22 protein-coding genes are annotated in these 21,911 nt (G+C 63.3%); 9 read left to right on the top strand and 13 right to left on the bottom strand.

Going from position 1 to position 21,911, the window contains the following annotated elements:
• Positions 1 to 44 precede the first annotated feature (44 nt).
• Positions 45 to 794: an SDR family oxidoreductase gene (locus tag AC0QTX_RS08710; protein ID WP_474603440.1), complete on the top strand. Its 750-nt coding sequence runs from the start codon at positions 45 to 47 to the stop codon at positions 792 to 794.
• A 258-nt stretch (positions 795 to 1,052) separates the two neighbouring features.
• Here AC0QTX_RS08710 and AC0QTX_RS08705 read toward each other — a convergent pair whose 3' ends face one another.
• Positions 1,053 to 1,340 (bottom strand): DUF2218 domain-containing protein, encoded by a 288-nt coding sequence (locus AC0QTX_RS08705; RefSeq protein WP_474603439.1) that lies wholly within the window; start codon positions 1,338 to 1,340, stop codon positions 1,053 to 1,055.
• A gap of 195 nt (positions 1,341 to 1,535) precedes the next feature.
• Between AC0QTX_RS08705 and AC0QTX_RS08700 the strand changes: the two genes are divergently transcribed.
• From AC0QTX_RS08700 to AC0QTX_RS08685, 4 genes are all read left to right on the top strand, one after another.
• The gene (locus AC0QTX_RS08700) at positions 1,536 to 3,017 is read left to right on the top strand and encodes an ABC transporter substrate-binding protein (protein WP_474603438.1); all 1,482 of its coding nucleotides are present in this window, start codon (positions 1,536 to 1,538) and stop codon (positions 3,015 to 3,017) included.
• A gap of 21 nt (positions 3,018 to 3,038) precedes the next feature.
• Complete coding sequence (locus AC0QTX_RS08695) at positions 3,039 to 3,449, top strand: endonuclease domain-containing protein (RefSeq protein WP_474603437.1); 411 nt, start codon at positions 3,039 to 3,041, stop codon at positions 3,447 to 3,449.
• A 150-nt stretch (positions 3,450 to 3,599) separates the two neighbouring features.
• The gene (locus AC0QTX_RS08690; protein WP_474603436.1) at positions 3,600 to 4,547 is read left to right on the top strand and encodes an ABC transporter permease; all 948 of its coding nucleotides are present in this window, start codon (positions 3,600 to 3,602) and stop codon (positions 4,545 to 4,547) included.
• Positions 4,544 to 5,386, top strand: coding sequence for an ABC transporter permease (locus tag AC0QTX_RS08685; RefSeq protein WP_474603435.1), 843 nt, complete (start codon positions 4,544 to 4,546; stop codon positions 5,384 to 5,386). Before AC0QTX_RS08690 ends, AC0QTX_RS08685 begins: the two co-directional genes overlap by 4 nt.
• Positions 5,387 to 5,522: 136 nt before the next feature.
• Here the strand turns inward: AC0QTX_RS08685 and AC0QTX_RS08680 are convergent, their stop codons facing one another.
• The 9 genes from AC0QTX_RS08680 to AC0QTX_RS08640 form a co-directional block, all read right to left on the bottom strand.
• The gene (locus tag AC0QTX_RS08680; protein ID WP_474603434.1) at positions 5,523 to 6,521 is read right to left on the bottom strand and encodes an LLM class flavin-dependent oxidoreductase; all 999 of its coding nucleotides are present in this window, start codon (positions 6,519 to 6,521) and stop codon (positions 5,523 to 5,525) included.
• A gap of 341 nt (positions 6,522 to 6,862) precedes the next feature.
• Entirely contained in the window at positions 6,863 to 7,951 is a 1,089-nt protein-coding gene (locus AC0QTX_RS08675) for a TRAP transporter substrate-binding protein (protein ID WP_474603433.1), read from the bottom strand.
• A gap of 308 nt (positions 7,952 to 8,259) precedes the next feature.
• Positions 8,260 to 9,363, bottom strand: coding sequence for a S66 family peptidase (locus AC0QTX_RS08670; protein ID WP_474603432.1), 1,104 nt, complete (start codon positions 9,361 to 9,363; stop codon positions 8,260 to 8,262).
• A 78-nt stretch (positions 9,364 to 9,441) separates the two neighbouring features.
• Positions 9,442 to 11,067, bottom strand: a complete 1,626-nt coding sequence (groL, locus tag AC0QTX_RS08665) for a chaperonin GroEL (RefSeq protein WP_474603431.1) — start codon at positions 11,065 to 11,067, stop codon at positions 9,442 to 9,444.
• A gap of 56 nt (positions 11,068 to 11,123) precedes the next feature.
• Entirely contained in the window at positions 11,124 to 11,438 is a 315-nt protein-coding gene (groES, locus tag AC0QTX_RS08660) for a co-chaperone GroES (RefSeq protein ID WP_474603430.1), read from the bottom strand.
• Between the two features lie 817 nt (positions 11,439 to 12,255).
• Positions 12,256 to 12,474, bottom strand: a complete 219-nt coding sequence (locus tag AC0QTX_RS08655; RefSeq protein WP_474603429.1) for a SlyX family protein — start codon at positions 12,472 to 12,474, stop codon at positions 12,256 to 12,258.
• Entirely contained in the window at positions 12,461 to 13,213 is a 753-nt protein-coding gene (trhO, locus tag AC0QTX_RS08650; protein ID WP_474603428.1) for an oxygen-dependent tRNA uridine(34) hydroxylase TrhO, read from the bottom strand. Before trhO ends, AC0QTX_RS08655 begins: the two co-directional genes overlap by 14 nt.
• 221 nt (positions 13,214 to 13,434) lie before the next feature.
• Complete coding sequence (locus AC0QTX_RS08645) at positions 13,435 to 14,943, bottom strand: amidase (protein WP_474603427.1); 1,509 nt, start codon at positions 14,941 to 14,943, stop codon at positions 13,435 to 13,437.
• 293 nt (positions 14,944 to 15,236) lie between these two features.
• Entirely contained in the window at positions 15,237 to 15,521 is a 285-nt protein-coding gene (locus tag AC0QTX_RS08640; RefSeq protein ID WP_474603426.1) for a hypothetical protein, read from the bottom strand.
• A gap of 18 nt (positions 15,522 to 15,539) precedes the next feature.
• On the opposite strand from AC0QTX_RS08640, the gene AC0QTX_RS08635 reads away from it, so the two are divergent.
• From AC0QTX_RS08635 to AC0QTX_RS08625, 3 genes are all read left to right on the top strand, one after another.
• Entirely contained in the window at positions 15,540 to 16,052 is a 513-nt protein-coding gene (locus AC0QTX_RS08635) for a Crp/Fnr family transcriptional regulator (protein ID WP_474603425.1), read from the top strand.
• Positions 16,053 to 16,205: 153 nt separating this feature from the next.
• Complete coding sequence (locus AC0QTX_RS08630; protein WP_474603424.1) at positions 16,206 to 16,490, top strand: hypothetical protein; 285 nt, start codon at positions 16,206 to 16,208, stop codon at positions 16,488 to 16,490.
• Positions 16,491 to 16,653: 163 nt separating this feature from the next.
• Positions 16,654 to 17,085, top strand: coding sequence for a hypothetical protein (locus AC0QTX_RS08625; protein ID WP_474603423.1), 432 nt, complete (start codon positions 16,654 to 16,656; stop codon positions 17,083 to 17,085).
• 54 nt (positions 17,086 to 17,139) lie between these two features.
• Here the strand turns inward: AC0QTX_RS08625 and AC0QTX_RS08620 are convergent, their stop codons facing one another.
• A complete protein-coding gene (locus tag AC0QTX_RS08620; protein ID WP_474603422.1) occupies positions 17,140 to 18,258 on the bottom strand; it encodes an ABC transporter substrate-binding protein in 1,119 nt (372 codons plus the stop codon).
• A gap of 31 nt (positions 18,259 to 18,289) precedes the next feature.
• Entirely contained in the window at positions 18,290 to 19,441 is a 1,152-nt protein-coding gene (gene solA / locus AC0QTX_RS08615; RefSeq protein WP_474603421.1) for an N-methyl-L-tryptophan oxidase, read from the bottom strand.
• Positions 19,442 to 19,746: 305 nt separating this feature from the next.
• Between solA and AC0QTX_RS08610 the strand changes: the two genes are divergently transcribed.
• On the top strand, positions 19,747 to 20,259 hold the full coding sequence (locus AC0QTX_RS08610) for a YidB family protein (protein WP_474603420.1): 513 nt from the start codon (positions 19,747 to 19,749) through the stop codon (positions 20,257 to 20,259).
• A 124-nt stretch (positions 20,260 to 20,383) separates the two neighbouring features.
• Here the strand turns inward: AC0QTX_RS08610 and AC0QTX_RS08605 are convergent, their stop codons facing one another.
• Complete coding sequence (locus AC0QTX_RS08605) at positions 20,384 to 21,550, bottom strand: calcium-binding protein (protein ID WP_474603419.1); 1,167 nt, start codon at positions 21,548 to 21,550, stop codon at positions 20,384 to 20,386.
• Between the last annotated feature and the right edge of the window lie 361 nt (positions 21,551 to 21,911).

Genomic DNA, 21,911 nt, shown 5'->3' with positions numbered 1-21,911 from the left:
GAGAATTTCGAAACGACAGCCAGTCACAAAGGTAGGGAAGAACCATGAATCGCCTCGAAGGCAAGGTGGCGCTGATCACGGGCGCCGGCTCCGGTTTCGGTCTGGGCATCGCCGAAACATTCGCCCGCGAGGGCGCCAAGGTCGCCATCATCGACATCAACGAAGCCGCAGCCAGGAGCGCGGCGGAGAAGATCGGCTCTTCCGCCATCGGCCTTGCTGCCGACGTGTCGAAGGCCGCGGACGTGAACGCGGCCGTTGAGAAGATCGTCTCCGCGTTCGGCAGGCTCGACATCGTGGTGAACAATGCGGGCATCAGCCACCGCAACCGCCCGATGCTGGAAGTCGACGAGGAGGAATTCGACCGGGTCTTCGCGGTCAACGTGAAGTCGATCTACCTCTTCGCCAAGGCGGCCGTGCCGCTGATGCAGAATCAGGGCAGTGGCGTGATCATCAATGTGGGCTCGACGGCGGGCCTGCGCCCGCGCCCAGGCCTCACCTGGTACAACAGCACCAAGGGCGCCGTGCATACCATGACCAAATCCATGGCCGTGGAGCTCGCCCCCAGCAGGATCCGCGTCTGCGCGCTCGCCCCCGTCGCCGGCGAGACGCCGTTGCTCGCCACCTTCATGGGCGAGGACACCCCGCAGAAGCGCGAGCAATTCGTCAATTCCATTCCGCTTGGCCGCTTCTCCACCCCGCAGGACATCGCCAACGCAGCGCTCTACCTCGCCTCCGACGAGGCGAGCATGATCACCGGCGTGGTGCTGGAGGTCGACGGCGGGCGGTGCATCTGAGGCAACTTATTTCCCCTCCCCCTGGTGGGGAGGGGTTAAGGTGGGGTCGCAAAGTCAGAGCGCTGCGTTTGACGAATGCTGGCAACGCATTCCCCACCATGTCATCACCGGCCTTGTGCCGGTGATCCCGCATGTTTGAAACGCTGCGCCTCACAAGGTCGAGATGGCCGGGACGAGCCCGGCCATGACGGAAAGGTCTCACCCGGCCGCATAACCCCACCCTCAATCCCTCCTCGCAATGGGGAGGGAAAGGACGTGTCACCCCTTCGACCACTCGAACGGCAGCGGCGCTTCCCGGAAGGCGAACCTGTCGAGATGCGAGGCGACAACGCCCTTCATCCGCTGCAGCGTCTCGTCGTCCCCCGCCTCCACCTTCACCGTGAGAGTATCGGAATCAGCCGTCATGGTGGCAACGGCAGCCGGGAACCGGACGATGCCCTCGTTGTCCGACAGCTGAACGTCCAGCTTGTGGCTCCAGTGCTTGCAGAGCTGCTGGAGGTATCTGGCGCCATGCGTGGTGGGCACCCGGGCTGTTTCAACGGCCATCTCGAAGCCTTTCTTTGCCGCCAGAGCCGTTCGGAAGAGCCAGCCTGGCGGGTTGTTCGACAAAGCTCCTTAGGCCTCCCCAGGACGCAAGTTAAGTGAACAATCCGTCATGACGGTCTTCCATCCGGCGCCATCCTGCGTAAGCTGACCTCACCGCGACCTGTCGCAGCCTATACCGGATGGAGTTCAAGCCTGATGACGAAGCGCCTCCTGACTGCCGCCCTCCTCCTCTCCGTCAGCGCCCTTCCGGCTTTGGCCGCCAAGACCTCCCTGGTGGTGGGCATGCCCATCGAGCCGCCGGGTCTCGACCCGACGATTGCCGCCCCCGTCGCCATCCGCGAGGTGACCTGGGCCAACCTGTACGAAGGCCTCGTGCGCATCGACCGGACCGGCAAGGTGCAGCCCCTGCTCGCGAAAAGCTGGGAGGTTTCGCCCGACGGCCTGACCTACACCTTCCGCCTGCAGGAGGGCGTGAAGTTCCACGACGGCTCGACCTTCGATTCGGCGGATGTGAAGTTCGCCTTCGACCGCGCCCGCGACCCGAAATCGACCAACGCGCAGAAGCAGATCTTCGCGCCGATCGCCGCCATCGAGACGCCCGATCCCGCCACCGTGGCGATCAAGCTGAAGGAGACCTCGGGCAACTTCCTCTACTATCTCGGCTGGGGCGACGCGGTGATCGTGGCGCCGGAGACGGCGGCCAACAATGCTGCCAACCCCGTAGGCACCGGGCCCTTCAAGTTCAAGTCCTGGACCCGCGGCGACCGGGTGGAGCTGACGAAGAATCCCGATTACTGGCAGAAGGACAAGGTGAAGCTGGAGAGCGTCACCTTCCGCTTCATCAGTGATGCGCAAGCCCAGGTGGCGGCCCTGCGCGCGGGCGACGTGGACGCGTTCCCGAACCTCGGCGCGCCGGAGCTTTTTGCCGAGTTCCAGAAGGACAACCGTTTCAAGGCAGTCGCCGGCAACACGGAAGGCGAGACCGTCGCGGGCATCAACAGCGCCAAGAAGCCCTTCGACGACGTGCGCGTGCGTCGCGCGCTCATGCATGCGGTCGATCGCAAGGCGCTGATCGAAGGCGCCTATTCCGGCTTCGGCCAGCCCATCGGCAGCTTCTTCTCCCCGAACAACCCAGCCTTCGTGGATACCACGAACGTCATTCCCTACGACGTGGAGAAGGCCAAGGCGCTGCTGAAGGAGGCTGGCCACGGCAACGGCCTGTCGATCACCATCAAGTCGCCCCAGATGGCCTATGCCAGCCGCTCGGCGGAACTGCTCTCCGCCATGATGGCGGAAGTCGGCGTGGAGCTGAAGATCATCCCGACCGAGTTCCCGGCCAAGTGGATCGAGGAGGTGTTCAAGAACAAGGATTACGACGTCACCATCGTGTCCCACACGGAACCCTTGGACATCGAGATCTTCGCCCGCGACAGCTACTACTTCAACTACAAGAACGACAAGTTCAAAGCCTTGATCGCAGAGGCGGCCAAGACCACGGACGAGAAGGCGCGCTTCGCGAAATATGCGGAAGCGCAGAAGATCCTCGCCGAGGACGTGCCCGCCCTGTTCCTGTTCCAGCTGCCGAAGCTCGGCGTGTGGAACGCGAAGGTCCAGGGCCTGTGGGAGAACTCTCCGATTCCGTCGAACGACGTGACGGAGGTTTCGTGGACGGAGTGATCCGACGGCGCAGCTGGAACCATGACGAATGCATGGGTCAGAGATATTTCAAACAGGCCTTCGGTGAGGCAACGGAACCGCGCGCGGTCCTTACGCCGAAACCTCACTGAACCTGAGAGAAAACTCTGGTGGCACTTGCGGGATCGGATCCCTCTGGAGCAGGGGCACTTCCGCCGTCAGGTTCCGATTGGCCCCTATGTGGCCGACTTCTGCTGTCTCGCCTCGAAGCTTATCATCGAGGTCGATGGGAATCAGCATGGTTATGACGCCAATGCTGCCCATGATGAGCGCAGGACGAGCTATCTCAACAGCCATGGCTTCCGGGTTGTCCGGTTCACGAATAGAGAAGTGATGACGACTATCGAGAATGTTCTGGATTCTATCCTAGCCGCGTTGAGCGCTGGTTCCCTCCCCCTTGCGGGGAGGGATTAAGGGTGGGGGTCGCAAAGTCGAAGCTCATGGCCTGCTTCAGGCGGTGTGTGGGACACACAAGACCTCCTTGGACTGATCTCTCGCCCGGTCGTTCCACCCCCACCCCTACCCCTCCCCGCAAGGGGGAGGGAAAAGGCCCGGCCTAAACCCATGCTGCGTCTCGTCATCACCCGTCTGATCTCACTGGCCGTGACACTCCTGTTCGTGTCGCTGGCGATCTTCCTGATCCTGGAGGTTCTGCCCGGCGATCCGGCGGCCATCATGCTCGGCACCGCCGCGCGTGAGGATACGCTTGCGGCCCTGCGGCAGGAGCTCGGGCTCGATCAGCCGGCGCTCCTGCGCTACCTGCAATGGGTCGGCGGAATCCTCCAGGGCGATCTCGGCACCTCGATCACCTACAAGATGCCGGTTTCCACATTGGTCGCCGAGCGCATGAACGTGACGCTGCCGTTGAGCCTGCTCGCCATCCTGATCTCCACCGCGCTTGCTCTGCCGCTCGGCGTCGCAGCCGCCGCGCGGCGCGACGGGCCGGTGGACCGGGCCGTGCTGGTGTTCAGCCAGCTCGGCGTCGCGGTGCCGAACTTCTGGATCGGCCTCCTGTTCATCCTGTTCTTCTCCACCTGGCTCGGCTGGTTCCCGGCCGGCGGCTTTCCCGGCTGGAGCGCCGGCATAGGCCCTGCCCTGCAGGCGCTGCTTCTGCCGGCCGTGGCGCTCGCCCTGCCCCAGGCTGCGGTTCTGACCCGCGTCACGCGCTCGGCCACATTGGAAGTGATCGGCGCCGACTTCGTGCGCACCGCCCGTGCCAAGGGCGTCGACAAGGGCGCAACCCTTCGCCGCCACGTGGTGCCGAATGCGCTCATTCCCATCACGACGATCCTGGGGCTGCAGCTGTCGTTCTTCTTCGGCGGGGCGATCCTGGTGGAGAACGTGTTCAACCTGCCGGGCCTCGGCCGGCTCGCCTATCAGGCGCTCAACCAGCGCGACCTCGTGGTGATCAAGGACATCGTGCTGATCTTTTCCGGCCTCGTGATCGTGGTGAACTTCCTCGTCGACATCGGCTACGCCTTCCTCGATCCGCGCCTGAGGAGCCGGTCATGACGAAGCGCTCGCGCATTCCGCTGAACTCCGCCCTCGTCGTCGGCGGCATTCTCACCGCGCTGCTGATCGCCACCGCCCTGGTGTCGCTGGTCTGGACCCCTGAGGTGCCCACCCGCGTGCGCGTCGCCATGCGTCTCAAAGGTCCCGGAGAGGTCGGCCTGCTCGGAACCGACCATTTCGGCCGGGACGTCACGTCGCTTCTCATGGTCGGGGCCTGGAACTCGCTTGCCATCGCGTGGCCCGCGGTTCTGCTGGGCGCTGCCATCGGTACCGCCATCGGATGCGCGGCGGCGGCCTGGAAGGGCATCGCCGACGAGATCGCCATGCGCGTATCGGACGTCGTCTTCGCCTTCCCGGCGGTGCTCTCCGCCATCATGATCGGCGCACTGCTGGGCTCGGGGCCGCTCGCGGCTATCCTGGCGATCGCCGTGTTCAACATTCCGGTCTTCGCCCGCGTCACGCGCGGGGTGGCGCTCCAGGTCTGGACCCTCGACTACATCGCCGCCGCTCGCGCCATCGGCAAGCACCCCTTACGCATCACCTGGGAAGACGTGCTGCCGAACATCGCGGGCGCCCTGATCGTGCAGGTGACGATCCAGCTCGCGCTGGCGATCCTCACGGAAGCCGGCCTGAGCTATCTGGGCCTGGGGGTGCGTCCGCCGATCCCGAGCTGGGGGCGAATGCTGAGCGATGCGCAGACCTATCTCTCGCAGGCGCCGCATCTTGCCATCGCGCCGGGCATCGCCATCGCGCTCTCGGTGCTCGGCCTGAACCTCCTCGGCGACGGCCTGCGCGATGCGCTGGATCCCACCCTGAAGGGCCGCGGCGCAACCGCTTAAGAGAGTGCAATTTCTTCCAGGTTCACACGTCATCACCGGCCTTGTGCCGGTGATCTCGACTGGAGAGGTGCAGCGCTTATCGGCATCGGGATGGCCGGAACAAGCCCGGCCATGACCGGGAGGTTTGACAAGTATTCTAAGCCGCCTTGCTCATTCCCTGATGCACATCGGCAAGGATCTCGTAGGAGCGCAGACGCTTGCCATGATCGTAGATCGCCGAGGCGACGATGAGTTCGTCCGCACCGGTCTCGGCGACGAAGCTCTGCAGCCCCTCCCGCACGGTCTTCGCAGAGCCGACAAAGGAGCAGGAGAGCATGTTCATGGCCTGCGCCTTCTCGTGCGGCGCCCAGTAACTCTCGATATCGTCGATGGGCGGCTGAAGCTTGCCGCGTGTGCCGCGGAACATGTTGGTGAAAGCCTGCTGCGCCGAGGTGAAGAGGTGCCGCGCCTCCTCGTCCGTATCGGCGGCGATCACGTTGACGCCGACCATGGCATAGGGCTGGTCGAGCTGGGCGGAGGGCTGGAAGCGCTCGCGATAGACCTGCAGTGCCTGCATCAGGGCACCCGGGGCGAAATGCGACGCGAAGGCGTAAGGCAGCCCCAGCATGGCAGCCAACTGCGCCCCGAACAGGCTGGAGCCGAGGATCCAGATCGGCACATTCGAGCCAGCGCCCGGCACGGCCTGAATCACCTGGTCCGGCTGGACGGGTCCGAGAAGCGCCTGCAGCTCCAGCACATCCTGCGGGAAGGTGTCGGCCGCTGCAGGATCCCGGCGCAGGGCGCGCAGGGTCCGCTGATCGGTGCCCGGCGCCCGGCCGACGCCGAGATCGATGCGGCCTGGATAGAGGGCGTCGAGGGTGCCGAACTGCTCGGCGATCACCAGCGGCGAATGGTTCGGCAGCATGATGCCGCCCGCCCCGACACGGATCGTCTTGGTGCCGCCGGCCACATGGCCGATCACCACGCTCGTCGCGGCGCTCGCGATGCCGATCATGTTGTGATGCTCGGCCAGCCAGAAGCGATTGTAGCCCCACGCTTCAGCATGCTGCGCCAGATCGAGGGAGTTGCGCAGGGCGTCCGACGGCGTGGAGCCTTCGGGGACATGCGCGAGATCGAGAACGGAGAGGAGAGGCATGGGGCTTCCTTCACATGCAGACTGAAGCAGTGCGCTACAGATCAGGTCTGCGTGCCAAGTATGCAAGCCAAAGATTGACCGCTGAAGACAAGTGAGCCATGCGCCGAGCGCAGCCAAAACGAAACCCGGCGCTGAGAGACTCAGCGCCGGGTTTCAAGGATCGCTCTTAGAATCGGCCTCGCTCCTCCCAACCTCAGCCTGAGGAGCCGCAAAGCGGCGTCTCAAAGGAGGATCCGGAGAGCGCTGGAAGCACCCGACCCTTCGGGACGGTCACTTCGTGACCTCCTCAGGGTGAGGGCTCAGGGTGCATCCAGGATGATAAGCCAGACTTTCGATAATCCTTAGCCGCGGGTACGGGCGCGGATCATGTAGGTGTCGAAGGCGTATTCGGCTACCTGGAACCAGAGATACTCCTCGTTGCGGAAGGCGCGAAGCGAGTCGATCAGCTTCTTGAAGTCCGCATTCTGAGCGGAGATCTCCGCATAGACCTCGTTGGTCGCCTTGTAGGCGGCGTCGAGGATCTCAGCGGAGAACGGGCGCAGCTGCGCACCGGCGCCCACGAGGCTGCGGAGAGCGGCCGGGTTCTTGGCGTCGTACTTGGCCAGCATGTCCTGGTTCGCCGCCATGGCAGCAGCTTCCACGATCGCCTTGTAGTGCTTCGGCAGGGATTCCCACTTCCCCTTGTTGAACAGGAAGTGGAGCGTCAGGCCGCCTTCCCAGAAGCCCGGGTAGTAGTAGAACGGCGCCACTTTCTGGAAGCCGAGCTTCTCGTCGTCGTAGGGGCCGATCCACTCGGCGGCGTCGATGGTGCCGCGCTCCAGCGACGGATAGATGTCGCCGCCCGCCACCTGCTGAGGGATCACACCGAGCTTCGCCATCACCTGCCCGGCGATGCCGGCGATGCGCATCTTCAGGCCCTGCAGGTCCTGAACGGTCTTGATCTCCTTGCGGAACCAGCCGCCCATCTGGGTGCCGGTGTTGCCGCCGGGAAGCGCGTAGAGGTTGTGCTTGGCCATGAACTCGTTCACGAGGCCGATGCCGCCGCCGTGATACTGCCAGGCATTCAGCTGGCGGGCGTTCAGCGTGAACGGCACTGCCGCGGCGGCCGCGAAGGTCGGGTCCTTGCCGACATAATAATAGGCTGCCGTGTGGGCCATCTCGACGGTGCCGGAGCTGACGGCGTCGGCGGCCTGGAAGGTACCGACGATTTCGCCCGCCGAAAACGGCTGGATCTGGAACTTGCCTTCGGTCGCCTCTGACACGTACTTCGCCAGGAAGTCGGCTCCGCCATAGATCGTGTCCAATGACTTCGGGAAGCCCGAAGTCAGACGCCAGCGGATTTCCGGATTGGACTGGGCGATGGCCGGCTTGGCGATGGCGCCGGCGGCGAGGCCTGCTCCGGCCGTTGCGATAAAGTGACGGCGTTTCATGATTGCCTACTCCTGTTCGGGGGCATGTCGCGCTGTGAGGGAGGCCCGGTACAAGGGATCGGTGACGCTCAGTAAAGTTAGACTAAAGTTTCAGTCCACTCCCTCACGTGCGGAGGCTCCTGCCGAGGGAATCGACGGCATCCGTGATGGTTCCGGACCAACCGATTGATAAGCTTGAGACACTTCCCGCGGACGGAACGGGAAGCCCGATCGGTACGGGCCGGCGCCGGTGACGAGCTATGAGATCAACGCAGACGGTCAGCGACGCGCTTGCATGCGAAGCATGTGTTCGGACATCGGGTCAGGGATCATGCGCCGCGCGGTGAGACGCCAGCCTCGAGGATGGACAGGCGTGATCGCGCGCAATCGATCTCGGCCACAATCCCGTAGGGCAGCGTCGCGATCGGGTCGGTGTGGCCGAAGTCGAGTTCCGCCAGCACCGGCAGATCCGGCAACCCCGCCTCGTCCAGGGCGCGCAGGACTGCCCTTTCCTGTTCCTGACGATAGGCTTCATCGGTCTGCCCGCCGGGCCGCCCGAGAACGATGCCGGACAGGCGGGACAGGATGCCCTGCGCTCCGAAGTTGCGCAGCCAGCGAAGAACCTGGGCTGCCGCCGGGGCTTCCTCGGAGGTTTCGTAGAACAGGATGGCTCCGTCCCAATAATCCAGCGGCGGCCACCAGGCGGAACCCTTCAGCATCTCCAGAACCTCGGCACAGCCGCCGATGAGATGGCCCCGCACCGTGCCGGCTCCCTGAAGCGTTCGTGGACCGGTCGATGGCGTCAGGGCGCGGCGGCGGCTCTGGTTCTCGGGATCCTTCCAGGGCAGATGCTCGACGGTCCACCCCTTCCTGTTCGGCTCGATCTCGCCGACCGGTCCGCTTTCGAAGACGGCCTTGCGCAGGAAGGCTTCCGCGTAGGCGTGCATACCGCCGTTCTCGGCAAAGCCTGACATGACCGTCGGGCCGTAGAAGGAGCAGAGACCGGCTTTGAGGCAGCCGAAATGCAGGACCGTCGGATCCGAATACCCGAGAAAGACCTTCGGATTACGCGCAACCACGCCGAGATCCACATGCGGGATCAGGCGGATTGCATCGTCGCCCCCGATGCTGGCGATGACGCCACGGATCGACGGATCGGCGAAAGCGGCATGGATGTCCTCCGCCCGCGCCTGCGGGTTCCGGTCGATCCAGTCCGCCGCGCGCAAGGTATGAGGCATCTCGACCGGCTCAAGTCCAAAGGTCTCGGCCAGATAGCGTTTGCCCGCCTCGTAGCGATGTGGGAAAACCGCCGGCCCGCCCCAGCTCGTCGACACGATGGCAACGCGATCCCCAGGCCTAAGGACCTGGGGTTTGACGAGAGGCCTCTGCCACCAGCGATCCGCCATGATGTCTCCTGCGAAGCGAGCGTTCATTCTTGGCAGATCATCGGCATAATGAAAACGGCGCCGCGCAAGCGGCGCCGTCCCGTTCGTTGGATGAAGGCTTAAGACTTAGAAGTCCATGCTGCCGGCGGGCATCGCGGGAGCCGCTTCCTTCTTCGGCTTCTCGGCGATCATCGCCTCGGTGGTGATGAGGAGGCCAGCCACGGACGCGGCGTCCTCGAGCGCGACACGCACGACCTTCGCCGGATCGATGATGCCGAACTTGTAGAGGTCGCCGTATTCGCCGGTCTGGGCGTTCCAGCCGGCCGCGTAGTCACCGGCCTCGGCCACCTTGCCGACGATGACGGAGCCGTCCTCGCCCGCATTGACGGCGATCTGGCGCGCCGGAGCCTGAAGAGCGCGGCGCACGATCTCGACTCCGGTCTTCTGGTCGTCATTGGCGGGCTTGACCGTCTCAAGAGCCTTCAGGGCACGCAACAGGGCCACGCCGCCGCCGGGCAGGATGCCTTCCTCGACGGCCGCCTTGGTGGCGTGCATGGCGTCGTCGACGCGGTCCTTCTTCTCCTTCACCTCGACCTCGGTGGCACCGCCGACGCGGATCACCGCGACGCCGCCTGCGAGCTTGGCGAGGCGCTCCTGCAGCTTCTCGCGGTCGTAGTCCGAGGTGGTCTCCTCGATCTGCGCCTTGATCTGGCCGACGCGGGCCTCGATGTCGCGCTTGTCGCCGGCACCGTCCACGACGGTGGTGTTCTCCTTCTCGATCACCACCTTCTTGGCGCGGCCGAGCATCTGCTGAGTGACGTTCTCGAGCTTGATGCCGAGATCCTCGGAGACGACCTGGCCCTTAGTGAGAACCGCGATGTCTTCCAGCATGGCCTTGCGGCGATCACCGAAGCCCGGAGCCTTGACGGCCGCGATCTTGAGGCCACCACGGAGCTTGTTGACCACGAGGGTGGCGAGCGCCTCACCTTCCACGTCCTCGGCAATGATGAGCAGCGGCTTGCCCGTCTGCACCACGGCTTCGAGCACGGGCAGCATGGCCTGGAGACCCGACAGCTTCTTCTCGTGGATGAGGATGTAGGGATCCTCAAGCTCCACGCGCATCTTCTCGGCGTTTGTGATGAAGTACGGCGAGAGATAGCCGCGATCGAACTGCATGCCCTCGACGACTTCGAGCTCGGTCTCCAGAGACTTCGCCTCTTCGACCGTGATCACGCCCTCGTTGCCGACCTTCTGCATGGCTTCCGCCAGCATGCGGCCCACATCAGCATCGCCGTTGGCCGAGATGGTGCCGACCTGGGCGATCTCGTCGTTGGACGTGACCTTCTTGGCGTTCTTCCTGAGGTCCGCCACCACGGCCTCGACGGCCAGGTCGATTCCGCGCTTGAGATCCATCGGGTTCATGCCAGCGGCAACCGCCTTGGCACCTTCCTTCACGATGGCCTGGGCCAGAACGGTCGCCGTGGTGGTGCCGTCGCCGGCACGGTCGTTCTGCTTCGACGCGACCTCGCGCACCATCTGGGCGCCCATGTTCTCGAACTTGTCGGAGAGCTCGATTTCTTTCGCGACGGTGACGCCGTCCTTGGTGATGCGCGGAGCCCCGAAGCTCTTCTCGATCACCACGTTGCGGCCCTTGGGACCGAGCGTGACCTTCACCGCGTCGGCGAGGATGTCGACGCCGCGCAGCATCTTGTCGCGAGCGTCCAGGGCGAATTTGACTTCCTTAGCAGCCATTGTTCGTCACTCCTGATGAGACGTAACGATGTGTGACTCTTAAATGATGATCGGCCTTAGGCGGCCTTCTTCTGGACGGCGGTCACTTCCAGCACGCCCATGATGTCGCTCTCCTTCATGATCAGGAGATCCTCGCCATCGATCTTGACCTCCGTGCCGGACCACTTGCCGAACAGCACGGTGTCGCCGACCTGAACATCTAGGGGCACGAGCTGGCCCTGCTCGTTGCGGGCGCCCGGGCCGACGGCGATCACCTCGCCCTGCTGGGGCTTCTCCTTGGCGGTGTCGGGGATGATGATCCCGCCCGCGGACTTTTGTTCGGCCTCGATGCGGCGGACCACGATCCGGTCATGCAAAGGACGGAACTTCATGAAGCTTCCTCCAATGATATCAGTCTGTTAACTGCCTCAAGCGGAGCCGTTCGGGCCTCCGCGGTCGATGATTTGGTTGAACGAGCATCACCGTTCAAGAGGGGCATGGAAAAATTTTTGGCACTTGTGGGAACCGAGTGCCGGGAACGCTAAAGGCCCTGCCTAGTCGGCAGACTTGTCAAAGATCCAGCGCCTTCGGGCCCGCAGCGTGTGCTGCGAGCCTTCAGGTTGATCGAGGGTGGCGCGTCGTGCAGCCCGGCTCGATGGGTGGTGGTGAAGGTGAGAGCCGAGCTGCTCGTCACGCGCGGTTTGTTTCAGCGGACCTGGAGGCATGCCAGATCGGCCACCCGCGAGCACAGGCGTGCGAGACCTGCGGCGGGACCGCTCCTTGCCCCGTTCCTGCGACGCCTCGCGAGCGCGCCCCTCGTCGGGCGAGGATGGGCAATGATATAGCTGAGCTTGCCCCAGCTGTCAAGAACAAAATGAGAACATCAGAGCTGCTCTCCCTCTCCCCTTCAGCGGGAGAGGGTGGCCTGCGCAGTAGGTCGGGAGAGGGGCCGCGCCGCAGGCGTGAAAATCCATAAACACGACGTCTGAGGAAAGAACGATCAGCGTTTCGCCTGTGTCTGCACCGTCAGCGGTTATGGATTCCGGGCTCCGCTGCGCGGCCCCGGAATGACAGTGAGGGCGTCATTCCCGGCCGGAGCGAAACGAAGGGGGAAGGGGATCCATGGTGCAGAGCCTCATCGTGGATCCCCTTCCCGCACTTCATGCACCGGGGATGACACCGGCACCCTCGGCGCCTGCTCGCTTGCCTTCAATAATGCGGCGGCGGAGGCTCTGGCCCGCGGGGAGCGGAGCTGTCCTCGACCTCTTGGACCCGGTCCAGCACCCCATTGAGCTGCCGCTTGAGGCTGTCGAGCTGCTTCCACTGGGCGATCACGGTCTGGTTCAGGTCCTCGATCACCTTGTCCTGGTAGGCGACACGGACCTCTAGGGCCTCGATGCGGGCATTGACGGCCTCAGGATCGCTCATCGCTCGCCTCCCCTGCCTCCACCAGCCCGTGGCCCAACGCGACGCGCTCGTCGAACACGAAGCACTCGCCCTTCCACCGGCTCTCGGCCTCCGGCACATCCTCAAGGTATTTGAGGATGCCGCCCTTCAGGTGGAAGACCTCCTCGAAGCCCTGGTTGAGCATGTAGGCGCTCGCCTTCTCGCAGCGGATGCCGCCCGTGCAGAACATGGCGACCTTCCGGTGCTTGGCCGGGTCGAGCTCGTTCTTCACGAAGTCCTTGAACTCGCTGAAGCGCCTTATCCGCGGGTCGACGGCGCCCTCGAAGGTGCCCATCTCGACCTCGAAGTCGTTGCGGGTGTCGAGGAGCACGATGCCGGGCTCCTCCAGGAGCCGGTTCCATTCCGCCGGCGACACATAGTTGCCGACCCGGCGCAGGGGATCGGTCTGCGGGTCGCCGAGGGTGACGATCTCCTTCTTGAGCCGCACCTTCATGCGCTTGAAGGGCATATCGGATGCAGCGGAGAACTTCAGCTCTAGATTGTCGAGGCGGCCCTGGAACAGCGGTCCTTCCCGCAACTCGGCCAGGAGGGCGTCGATGCCCTCCTCGGACCCTGCCACGGTGCCGTTGATGCCCTCATGGGCGAGCAGGAGCGTGCCCCTGATCCCGAGATCGAGGCAGAGCCCGTGCAGCGGCTCCTTGATCTCGCGGAAATCCGGCAGGGGTACGAACTGATAGAGAGCGGCAACCTTGTACGTCATGGCGGCTGTTTATCAGCAGGAGCCGAGCCGGGGAACCCGGCTGTGTGATCCGCGATGTCGCCCCACAGTTCGTCATGGCCGGCCTTGTGCCGGCCATCCACGTCTGCAGACCGTTTCATCTCCCTCTGCCCTCATCCTGAGGAGCAGCGCAGCTGCGTCTCGAAGGAGGCTCCAGAGAGCACTGGATCCTCCTTCGAGACGGATTGCTCACGCAATCCTCCTCAGGATGAGGACGGAGAAGCGGAAAGGAAAAACGTGGATCCCCGGAACAAGTCCGGGGATGACGAGGAAGTTGTCAGCTTGCCCGAAACCTTCGGCCAGGGCCGCTTCTCCGGACACATCTCTTCCCAGGCCTGCGAGAGCCGCAGCACGCCCACGTCGTCGAAACGGCGGCCGATGATCTGGAGGCCTATGGGCAGGCCGGCCTTGGTGAAGCCGGCATTCACGGAGGACGCCGGCTGGTCCGACATGTTGAAGGCCACCGTGTAGCCGATATGCTCGAAGGGCTCCTCAGGGTTGTGGATCGGCGAGGCGAGTTCCGCCGGATAGGCCACGCAGGGCGCCACGGGGGAGATCACGAAGTCGAAGCGATGCGTGGCGGAGACCGCCGCGTGGCGCATCACCATCATCTGGTTCATGCCGCTATAAACCTCAGCGCCGGTCAGGTTCTTCCCTCCCTCGGCCCATTGCCGGATATAGGGCAGGATCCTGCCGCGCTCGTCCTCGCTCAAGGGTGCCATGTCCGTCCATGCGCGCTGGCGCCAGAAATCGTCGAGGCCGTCGAGCATCGCGCGGGTGATGAAGGCAGGCACCTCCTCGATGACGGCGCCGGCGTCGCCCAGGAGCTGCGCCGCCCGCTCTACCGCGGCGCGGATCTCCGGATCGAGCGGCATGCCGATGCCGGCCTGCATCATGACACCGATCCTCAGGCCCCTGATGTCGATGTTCAGATCGAGCCAGGGAAGATCCTGATACGGCAGGCTCATGGGGTCGCGCGCGTCGGGGCGCGTGAGGCTCGTCATCATGAGGGCGGCGTCACGCACGGTTCGCGTCATCGGCCCTGCCACGCGGCCGTAATAGGTCGGATCGATGGGGATGCGGCCGAAGCTCGGTTTGAGGCCGAAGACCCCGCACCAGGCCGCCGGCAGCCGGATCGAGCCGCCGATGTCGGTGCCGATGTGGAACGGTCCATAGCCTGCAGCCGCCGCCGCTCCCGCGCCTGCCGAGCTGCCGCCGGGGTTCTTCGAAAGATCCCACGGGTTGCGGGTGAGCGGGTGGAAGCTGGAGAGGCCTGAGGAGAGCATGCCGTAATCCGGCATGGTGGTCTTGGCGAGAATGACCACGCCGTCTTCGCGCAGCCGAGCCGCCGACGGTGCATCGTCAGCGGCAGGAACAAGCGGGCGCGCGGCGGTGCCGAGCGGCACGGGCGTTCCCTTGGTGGCGATGTTCTCCTTGATCGTCGCCGGAATCCCGTCGAGCACCCTCGCCTCGCCGCGCATCCATCGCTGCTCCGATTCCTTAGCGGCGCCCAAGGCGGCCTCGGGATCGAAGGCGTAGAGAGCCTGAAGCTGCGGCTCGTAGGCTTCGATGCGGGCGATCACTGCCTTCGTCACGTCCACGGGCGATGCGATCTTGCGGGCATAAGCGTCGAGGAGCCGGAAGCCCGACCAATCAGCGAGGTCTGCAGCTGACCCCTCGGTGGACTGGTCTGCCGACGATTGCGTGCTCAATGCGAAGTTCTCCCGCTCATGGATTCGACCTGCAGCCATGCTGATGCGATCAGCAAGAATGGTAAACCGGTTTTGCCGGCTCTCCGACGCATGGCCCTATGAAACCAACGCAGAAGTGCCTCCCGCGAAGGCCACTCAGACACGGCCTTCTAGCCGTAAGCGAACAACGGACGGCACAAAGCAGGAATCGGTTGTCTGTCGAGGAGCGTGCGGGATCCTGTCGAGCCGATATTTTTGAGTGGAGGTGGAATAACAGGGCGCAATTGCCTGTTCATAGAAAGGGGCGAGCGCCCTCAGCCATAAACCTGTGGTATTATAATCCTGAAACGATGCCTGATTTCCTCTCGGGCATCATCACAACGCGGTGACACCTTGCCATGAACCATGGCCCCAAGGCTGCCTTTCACCGAAAGAATCGGCTCCTCGACGCATTGGAGCCAGAAGATTTCTCTTGGCTTGAGCCTCACCTCGAGATCGTTGAGCTGCAGCGGGGCAAGGTTCTCTTCGACATAGGAGAGCCTATCAGGCACACCTACTTCCCTCACGACGCGATCATCTCTCTCCTGACCGTTCTTCAAAGTGGCGGATCCGTCGAGATGGCGATCTTCGGCAGAGAGGGCGCCCTCGGATTCGTCAGCGCGCTCGTCACCCGCCAATCGTTCGGCCGCTACCTCACCCAGGTTTCAGGAATGGCGTCGCGGGTGGCCCTGGAGCGGCTGAACGAGGGCGTCGCGGAGCGGCCGAAGCTGCGGCACACCATGTTCCGCTTCACCGAGGCATTCCTGGCTCAGACCCTGCAGATCGTTGCCTGTAACGCCGTTCACAGCGTGGAAGCCCGATGCTGCCGCTCAATCCTGACGACGCGCGATCGGACAGATCGCGATGAGGTCCCGCTGACCCATGAGACGCTGGCCGAGATGCTGGGGGTTCAGCGCTCCACCGTCAGCAGCGTCACGAGCGCTCTTCAGAAAGCAGGCTTGATCGTTCAGGGAAGAGGCACCATCCGAATCACCAACCGAGGCGGGCTCGAGGCGACCGCGTGCGAATGCTACCGCGTCATCTGCAACAGCTTCGAAAGGCTTCTGCCAGGCGCGCTCAGATGCGACTGACGAGATCCAACTGCTCCGTTTTGTGCGGAATGACACACGAGTTTTCAGATGAAATCGATTTCTTCGGATCTTGTGTCGGGTACCCAACAGACGGGGTAACCCTGGCTTAGTACCTTCAAACGCTATTAACGCAAAGTTAATACGAGGAAGACGATGGATGATATTAAGTTTCATAAAGAAGAACCAGATAATGGGGCTCGTAATCCAAGAATCTACTCCCCTGCCTTTCAACCATTGCTGCAATCTCTTTTAGCAACCTTGGCCGATCTCGATTTCGACTACGAAAAGGAGCGTGAGAAGCTCAGCAAGACGTCGCCCGACACCGGCATCAAGAACCGCGCTCTCGAGAAGCTCAAGAACCGGCATCGCGAGCGCCGCGAACCCTACATTCAGCAGCTCGCCATCCTGCAGAAGCGGATGATGGAAATGAGGGCTTGATACGATCGAACCAGCTTGAACCTGTTCGGTGCATCCTGACGCCAAGCACCGGGCTTGAATAAAAAAGAACTCTCCTGGGGGCTAAAGCACTCGCTGAACAGGTCACACGGGTGCCGTCACAAGACCTGAGCACACCACACATGCTCACGCGGGATTGTAGCCAATGACAGAGGAAGAGATTGAGGTCGTTGCCGAAGAACTGGCCAAGATCGGTGGCGTGACTTGGTATCCGGGACGGGAAAGAGGAACCCTGATGAGGGTGGTCTGCGATCGTTACCGCGACCGCGCCAGGATGGCCATCGAAGCTCTGGAGCGTTACCGAGCGGCCCGACAGGCGGGTGTGTCCCAGGACAATGAGAAGCCTGCGGCGCTCGCGACGATCAGCGCACCGTCCTCCCTTGCCAGTGACGACATCAGGCCGGGAGCGACCGTGATCTACCGCCCTCCCGGGGATCGCAGGGCCTATCCTTGCCGCGTAGTCGAGATCAAGGGCAACCGCGCCTATCTCGCCCCCATTCTCAGGGCCTGCACGGATTGGGTCTCCATCGAACACCTCATGCCGTCCACGACGGATGAGGCCGTGGCACACGACTGAACATCGAGGAGCGGCTCCGCAAGGAGCCGCCCTGCCGGTTGACGAGGCGGATCCCTACTGTGTCAGCTTGCTGTAGGTACCGCCCTTCCAGACGTTGATATCGTATTTCGGGTCCTTGATGTCGCCCTTCTGGTCGAAGGTCACAGGACCGATCACCGTGTCGACGCTGGTGCTGCGCAAGGTCTTGGCCACGGCCTTGGGGTCCGCGCTGCCGGCCTTCTTGATCCCTTCGGCAATCGCCTGGACGGTTGCGTAGGAAAACAGGGTGAAGCCCTCGGGCTCGAAGCCGATCTGCTTGAACTGGGCCAGCGCTTCCTTGGCCGTCTCGCTGCGGCGGGCGTCCGGCGGGAAGGTGAACAGGGTTCCCTCAGCCGCGGGCCCCGCCACGGACGCGAATTCGGGTATCGCGAGGCTGTCGCCCATCATGAGCTGGAACTTGTAGTTCTGGTCAGCGGCCTGGCGCATGATGAGGCCGGCTTCGGTGTGGTAGCCGCCGAAATAGAGGAACTCCACGCCCTGGCTCTTGAGACGGTTGACCACCGCCGTGTAGTCCTTGTCTCCGGCGTTGATGCCTTCATACAGGACCTCCTTGACCCCGGCGCCGTTCAGGGACGCCCTCACAACGTCCGCAAGCCCTTTGCCGTACGCGCTCTTGTCGTGAAGGATCGCGATCTTCTTTGTTCCGTAGTTCTGCTTGATCCACGGCCCGATGAAGCGGCCCTGCGCATCATCGCGTCCATAAAGGCGCATGATCGTTGTCCAGCCCTCCTCGGCTGCCTTGTCGGTCATGGCCGGATTGCTGGAGGCCGGGCTCATCATCAGCACGTCGGCCTCGGCATAGATCTCGGAGGCTGGAATCGAGGAGCCGGAGCAGGCATGGCCGTCAACGAACTTGACCCCGTCGGAGATGATGCGGTTGGCGATGGCGACAGCCTGCTTGGGATCGCAGGCATCGTCATGGACGACGATCCTGATCGTGCTGCCGTTCACGCCGCCGTTCCTGTTGATGGCCTGCGCGGCAAGTTCGGCGCCGTTCTTGAGCTGCTCGCCGATGCTGGCCACGGGTCCCGTCATCGGGCCCGCCACGGCGATGGTGATGTCCGCAGCCTGCGCAAAGCCGGCGCTGACCAGCACGGCCATGGCAGACAGCTGATAGGCGTATCCTCGCTTCATGGTCCTGCCTCCGTATACGGATGTCTTGGTTCTACGCGCCGCCTTCGGCCGATTGTGCTCCGAACCGGCGGATCTGGAAACGGGAGATGTCGCTCGCCGACGCCTTCCCCAAGGCGAGATCGGCCAGCACCTCGCCGATCACGCTGGCGAACTTGAAGCCGTGACCCGAGCACGGCGATGCCAGGATGATCCGCGGGTCGACAGGCGAGAGGTCGATCACGAAATCCTCGTCCGGCGTCCGGGTGTACATACAGGCGCGCATCTGCCGGAGCGGTCCGTTCGCATCCGGCATAGCGAGTGCCAGCATCCGCCGGATCTGCGCCTCGTCGGCGGGGCCGCCATCCTGCGCCAGATCGCCTGCCTCCCGCAGGACTGTTCCCTCCCGATGGGAGGCCGTCTTGACGCCGGTGCCGGCGAATTCCGGAAAGCCGTAGCAGGCATCGTCCTCGGATTCGAGCAGGAAGACCGGGCAGCGATCCGGCGTGAAAAGCGAGGGCTCGAGCGGCGAGAACCAGCCGAGCACCTGACGCGTGATCTTGAGATGCGGCTTCAGCACGGGCACGAAGTCGCCGATCCACGCGCCGGTGGCGACGATCACCGACCCGGCTTCGATCACCTCCGCGTCCGTCCGCACCCGGATACCCGCACCGAAGGGCTCGATGCCCAGAACACGCGTGTTCACACGCGTTTCCGCACCATGACGCTCCGCCTGCTGCACGAAGGACCGGATGGCCAGCTCCGGCCGCAGGAACCCGCCTTCGGGCTGAAACAGGCCGGTCCAGTTTGACGGGACCTTGAAGGCGGGGAAACGCCGCGCGATGTCGCTCGCGCTCAGCACCTCATGAGTCAGGTCGTGCTGCCTGGAGGCATCGAGGGAGCCGCTCACGATGGGCGATCCCGGATAGCCCGCTTCGAGAACGCCCGTCACCGTCAGGATCGTCTCGCCGGAGAGATCCTCCAGCTCGCGCCACTTCTCCAGAGCCCGCCGCACGAGGGGAACGTAGGAGGGATGCTCGAAGTATGACAGGCGGATGATCCTGCTCTCCCCGTGCGACGATCCTTTGTCATGGCCCGGCTCGAACTGCTCGATCCCGACGACGCGGTGACCCTGGCGGGCCAGGTTGAACAGGGCGGCGCTGCCCATCGCTCCGAGACCAATCACCGCCACATCGACCATCTTCATCAAAGTCCCTTCACCATCCGCTGCGCGGGATCGCCGGCATCAAAAACCCGGTACGCTCAGGTAAAGTAAAGCCTTCTGCACCTCTGCCAACCCGTATTCACACGCGCGCAGCACGTTCCGCAGGAAAAGGCTTTCTTGAGGGGCTTCCGAACGCTGACACTTCGAAGATCGGGTGCTGGAAATCGATCTCGATCCGGTTTCCTGGCATCCGAGATCCGACGACTGCGACGGCAGACCTCGTGCTTTTTGAGGGAACTCTTTCGGTGCGGGGGCGATTCACCGTCCATCGAACGAGGAGGAACGACATGAGCCGCGGCTTTCCATCCATGACAGCACTTCTGGGCCTTCTGGCCGTAGCCGGTTATCAGAACAGGGACAAACTCGCCGAGATGCTTGGTGGCGCCTCAGGCAACCGGGCCGGTTTGCCGGGGGGAGAAGGCCAACAGGTAGGCGGAATGGGTGGCCTGGGCGGACTTCTGGGCGGTGGAGGCCTAGGCGGGCTTCTGGGCGGCCTGGGAGGCAATGCGAGCCCCGGCGGCCTGTTGAGCGGCGGCCTGGGTGAACTGGTCAACAGCTTCCGCCAGAACGGGCATGGCGAGGTAGTCGATTCCTGGGTTGGCACGGGCCCCAACAAGGAGGTTGCTCCGGAGCAGCTTGAGCGCGCCATCGATCCCGACGTGCTCGCGACGCTCACTCAGCAGACCGGTCTCTCCCGCGAAGAGCTTCTGTCACGGCTGTCGACGAACCTTCCCCACGCGGTAGACCAGTACACGCCCGAGGGACGCCTTCCGAGCGAGAACGATTTCTCTCGTTCCTGATGTCCCTGCCAGGGATCACCGGGTCGGTCCGCCGGCATCTCGCGTGCAGGAGCCGGCCTGAACGATGGTGAGAGAAACAGGCAGCGAGGAATTGACGAAAACTACTCGCTGCCTGCCTCGGGTTTCAGATCACGAAGAAATCGTGATGGGAGACTTTCAGGCCCTTTGAAAGCTGAGCGAACTTGATCTGGGCAGCGGCCCCGGTGCCGTCCCGGTCGTAATAGAGCGCACCGGTTGCCTTGTCGTAGATGATGCGGTCGTTCGCATCGTGTGCCTCGCTGCCGCGCCAGAAAGCTGCGTTCTTCAATTTGCTGGGGCTTACCATCGAACCATTGCCCACCTTCTTGAAGACCGCGTTTTCCAGGTAGATGCTGTCGTGCAGAGGGTTGAAATCGACAATCCGGTCGGAGTTGAATCGGGCGTTGGGACCGGTATTGAAGACGAAGTTGTCCGAGCCTTTATCTCCCTTGAGGCGGTCGTTGCCCGTTCCTCCGTAGATCCAGTCGTTGCCCAATCCCCCCGCGAGAGAGTCATTCCCGGATCCGCCATAGAGCCAGTCCGCGCCGCTTCCGCCTGCAATCGTATCGCGTCCCGTCTCGCCGTACAGCGTGTCATTGCCGAACGAGCCGGAGATCCGGTCGTTATTGCCTCGGCCATAGACGATCGTATCAGTGAACATAAGATGCTGGTTCGGCCCGACGCCGATCCTGATGACATCCGCGGCAGATGTGCCAATGAGCCTGAACTGAGTTGGTGCATCGGTGGGGATATCGGACACGACCACATAGGCACCTTCGCTGTTACCCCCTGTATCCCCGAAATACAGGTATCGCCCGCCCGCCGAGAGACCGCTCCCGAACAGAAACGTGACCTGACCTCCCTCTCCGAGAGACAATTCCCGACTATCGGCCGAGCCAAGAGTGGCCAGACCAGAGTCGTAGACATTGGCGCCAGTGGTCCCTCGAAGGTTCGTGTTCCAATCAGCCGGATCCCTAGGCCTGACCGGCGCCTGGTATCCCGGCTGGAAGGCAACTCCGCCAGAGCTGAAGTTGAAGGCTGCGTCACCCTGAAGGCTCAGGACGCTTGCTGCATCCATCGCTCCGGAATTGAAGATCTTGATAAGATCGAGGTCGAAACCGGAGTGGCTGCCGGTTCCTCCGGAAATGACATTGTCGTCGTACACGGTGATCGCGCCGATGCTTGCGAAGCCACTCTGGCTCAGATCAACGCGGTAGAGGCCGGTCCCTTCCAACTCCCCCATGTAAGTAGCAGCAAGACGTACTGTCGCCATTCCATCCTCCATTGACGATCTGCCGGACCGTTCAATCCTCGCGAGGAGGATGAGCGATCTACGACATGATCGATCGTGATAGGGGAATTAAATCATGCGCTTTTCGGTGCTGCGATAACTCGTACGAGCTAAACCCGAAATTGCCACGCAGCTCCTGGAGAACCACATGTGCGTCAGCGATGCGTCGCGGATGACGGGAGCGTTCGACCGGGCACAAGGCATAAAAGGGCGAATGTCAGCCCTCGTCCCGAGTCCAACAGGGCTGACAACCTTCGAGCCCTATCTCTTTTGATCCGTGCTCTACCTCTATCGTTTCATCCAAGAATGATTGTAATCGGCTAGCCTTATCGGGACTTCGTTT

The sequence above is a fragment of the Microvirga sp. jy35 genome (genome assembly GCF_056148915.1).
This window is presented reverse-complemented; position numbering and strand designations above follow the sequence as displayed.

Coding starts and splice junctions, on each gene's coding strand:
- AC0QTX_RS08705 (WP_474603439.1), bottom strand. CDS start 1,340: ATGGCCGTTGAAACAGCCCGGGTGCCCACCACGCATGGCGCCAGATAC.
- AC0QTX_RS08670 (WP_474603432.1), bottom strand. CDS start 9,363: ATGAACGCTCGCTTCGCAGGAGACATCATGGCGGATCGCTGGTGGCAG.
- AC0QTX_RS08675 (WP_474603433.1), bottom strand. CDS start 7,951: ATGAAACGCCGTCACTTTATCGCAACGGCCGGAGCAGGCCTCGCCGCC.
- AC0QTX_RS08635 (WP_474603425.1), top strand. CDS start 15,540: ATGGCGATCTTCGGCAGAGAGGGCGCCCTCGGATTCGTCAGCGCGCTC.
- AC0QTX_RS08680 (WP_474603434.1), bottom strand. CDS start 6,521: ATGCCTCTCCTCTCCGTTCTCGATCTCGCGCATGTCCCCGAAGGCTCC.
- AC0QTX_RS08610 (WP_474603420.1), top strand. CDS start 19,747: ATGAGCCGCGGCTTTCCATCCATGACAGCACTTCTGGGCCTTCTGGCC.
- AC0QTX_RS08605 (WP_474603419.1), bottom strand. CDS start 21,550: ATGGCGACAGTACGTCTTGCTGCTACTTACATGGGGGAGTTGGAAGGG.
- AC0QTX_RS08655 (WP_474603429.1), bottom strand. CDS start 12,474: ATGAGCGATCCTGAGGCCGTCAATGCCCGCATCGAGGCCCTAGAGGTC.
- AC0QTX_RS08710 (WP_474603440.1), top strand. CDS start 45: ATGAATCGCCTCGAAGGCAAGGTGGCGCTGATCACGGGCGCCGGCTCC.
- AC0QTX_RS08625 (WP_474603423.1), top strand. CDS start 16,654: ATGACAGAGGAAGAGATTGAGGTCGTTGCCGAAGAACTGGCCAAGATC.
- groL (WP_474603431.1), bottom strand. CDS start 11,067: ATGGCTGCTAAGGAAGTCAAATTCGCCCTGGACGCTCGCGACAAGATG.
- AC0QTX_RS08690 (WP_474603436.1), top strand. CDS start 3,600: ATGCTGCGTCTCGTCATCACCCGTCTGATCTCACTGGCCGTGACACTC.
- trhO (WP_474603428.1), bottom strand. CDS start 13,213: ATGACGTACAAGGTTGCCGCTCTCTATCAGTTCGTACCCCTGCCGGAT.
- AC0QTX_RS08700 (WP_474603438.1), top strand. CDS start 1,536: ATGACGAAGCGCCTCCTGACTGCCGCCCTCCTCCTCTCCGTCAGCGCC.
- AC0QTX_RS08695 (WP_474603437.1), top strand. CDS start 3,039: ATGACGAATGCATGGGTCAGAGATATTTCAAACAGGCCTTCGGTGAGG.
- groES (WP_474603430.1), bottom strand. CDS start 11,438: ATGAAGTTCCGTCCTTTGCATGACCGGATCGTGGTCCGCCGCATCGAG.
- AC0QTX_RS08620 (WP_474603422.1), bottom strand. CDS start 18,258: ATGAAGCGAGGATACGCCTATCAGCTGTCTGCCATGGCCGTGCTGGTC.
- AC0QTX_RS08685 (WP_474603435.1), top strand. CDS start 4,544: ATGACGAAGCGCTCGCGCATTCCGCTGAACTCCGCCCTCGTCGTCGGC.
- solA (WP_474603421.1), bottom strand. CDS start 19,441: ATGAAGATGGTCGATGTGGCGGTGATTGGTCTCGGAGCGATGGGCAGC.
- AC0QTX_RS08630 (WP_474603424.1), top strand. CDS start 16,206: ATGGATGATATTAAGTTTCATAAAGAAGAACCAGATAATGGGGCTCGT.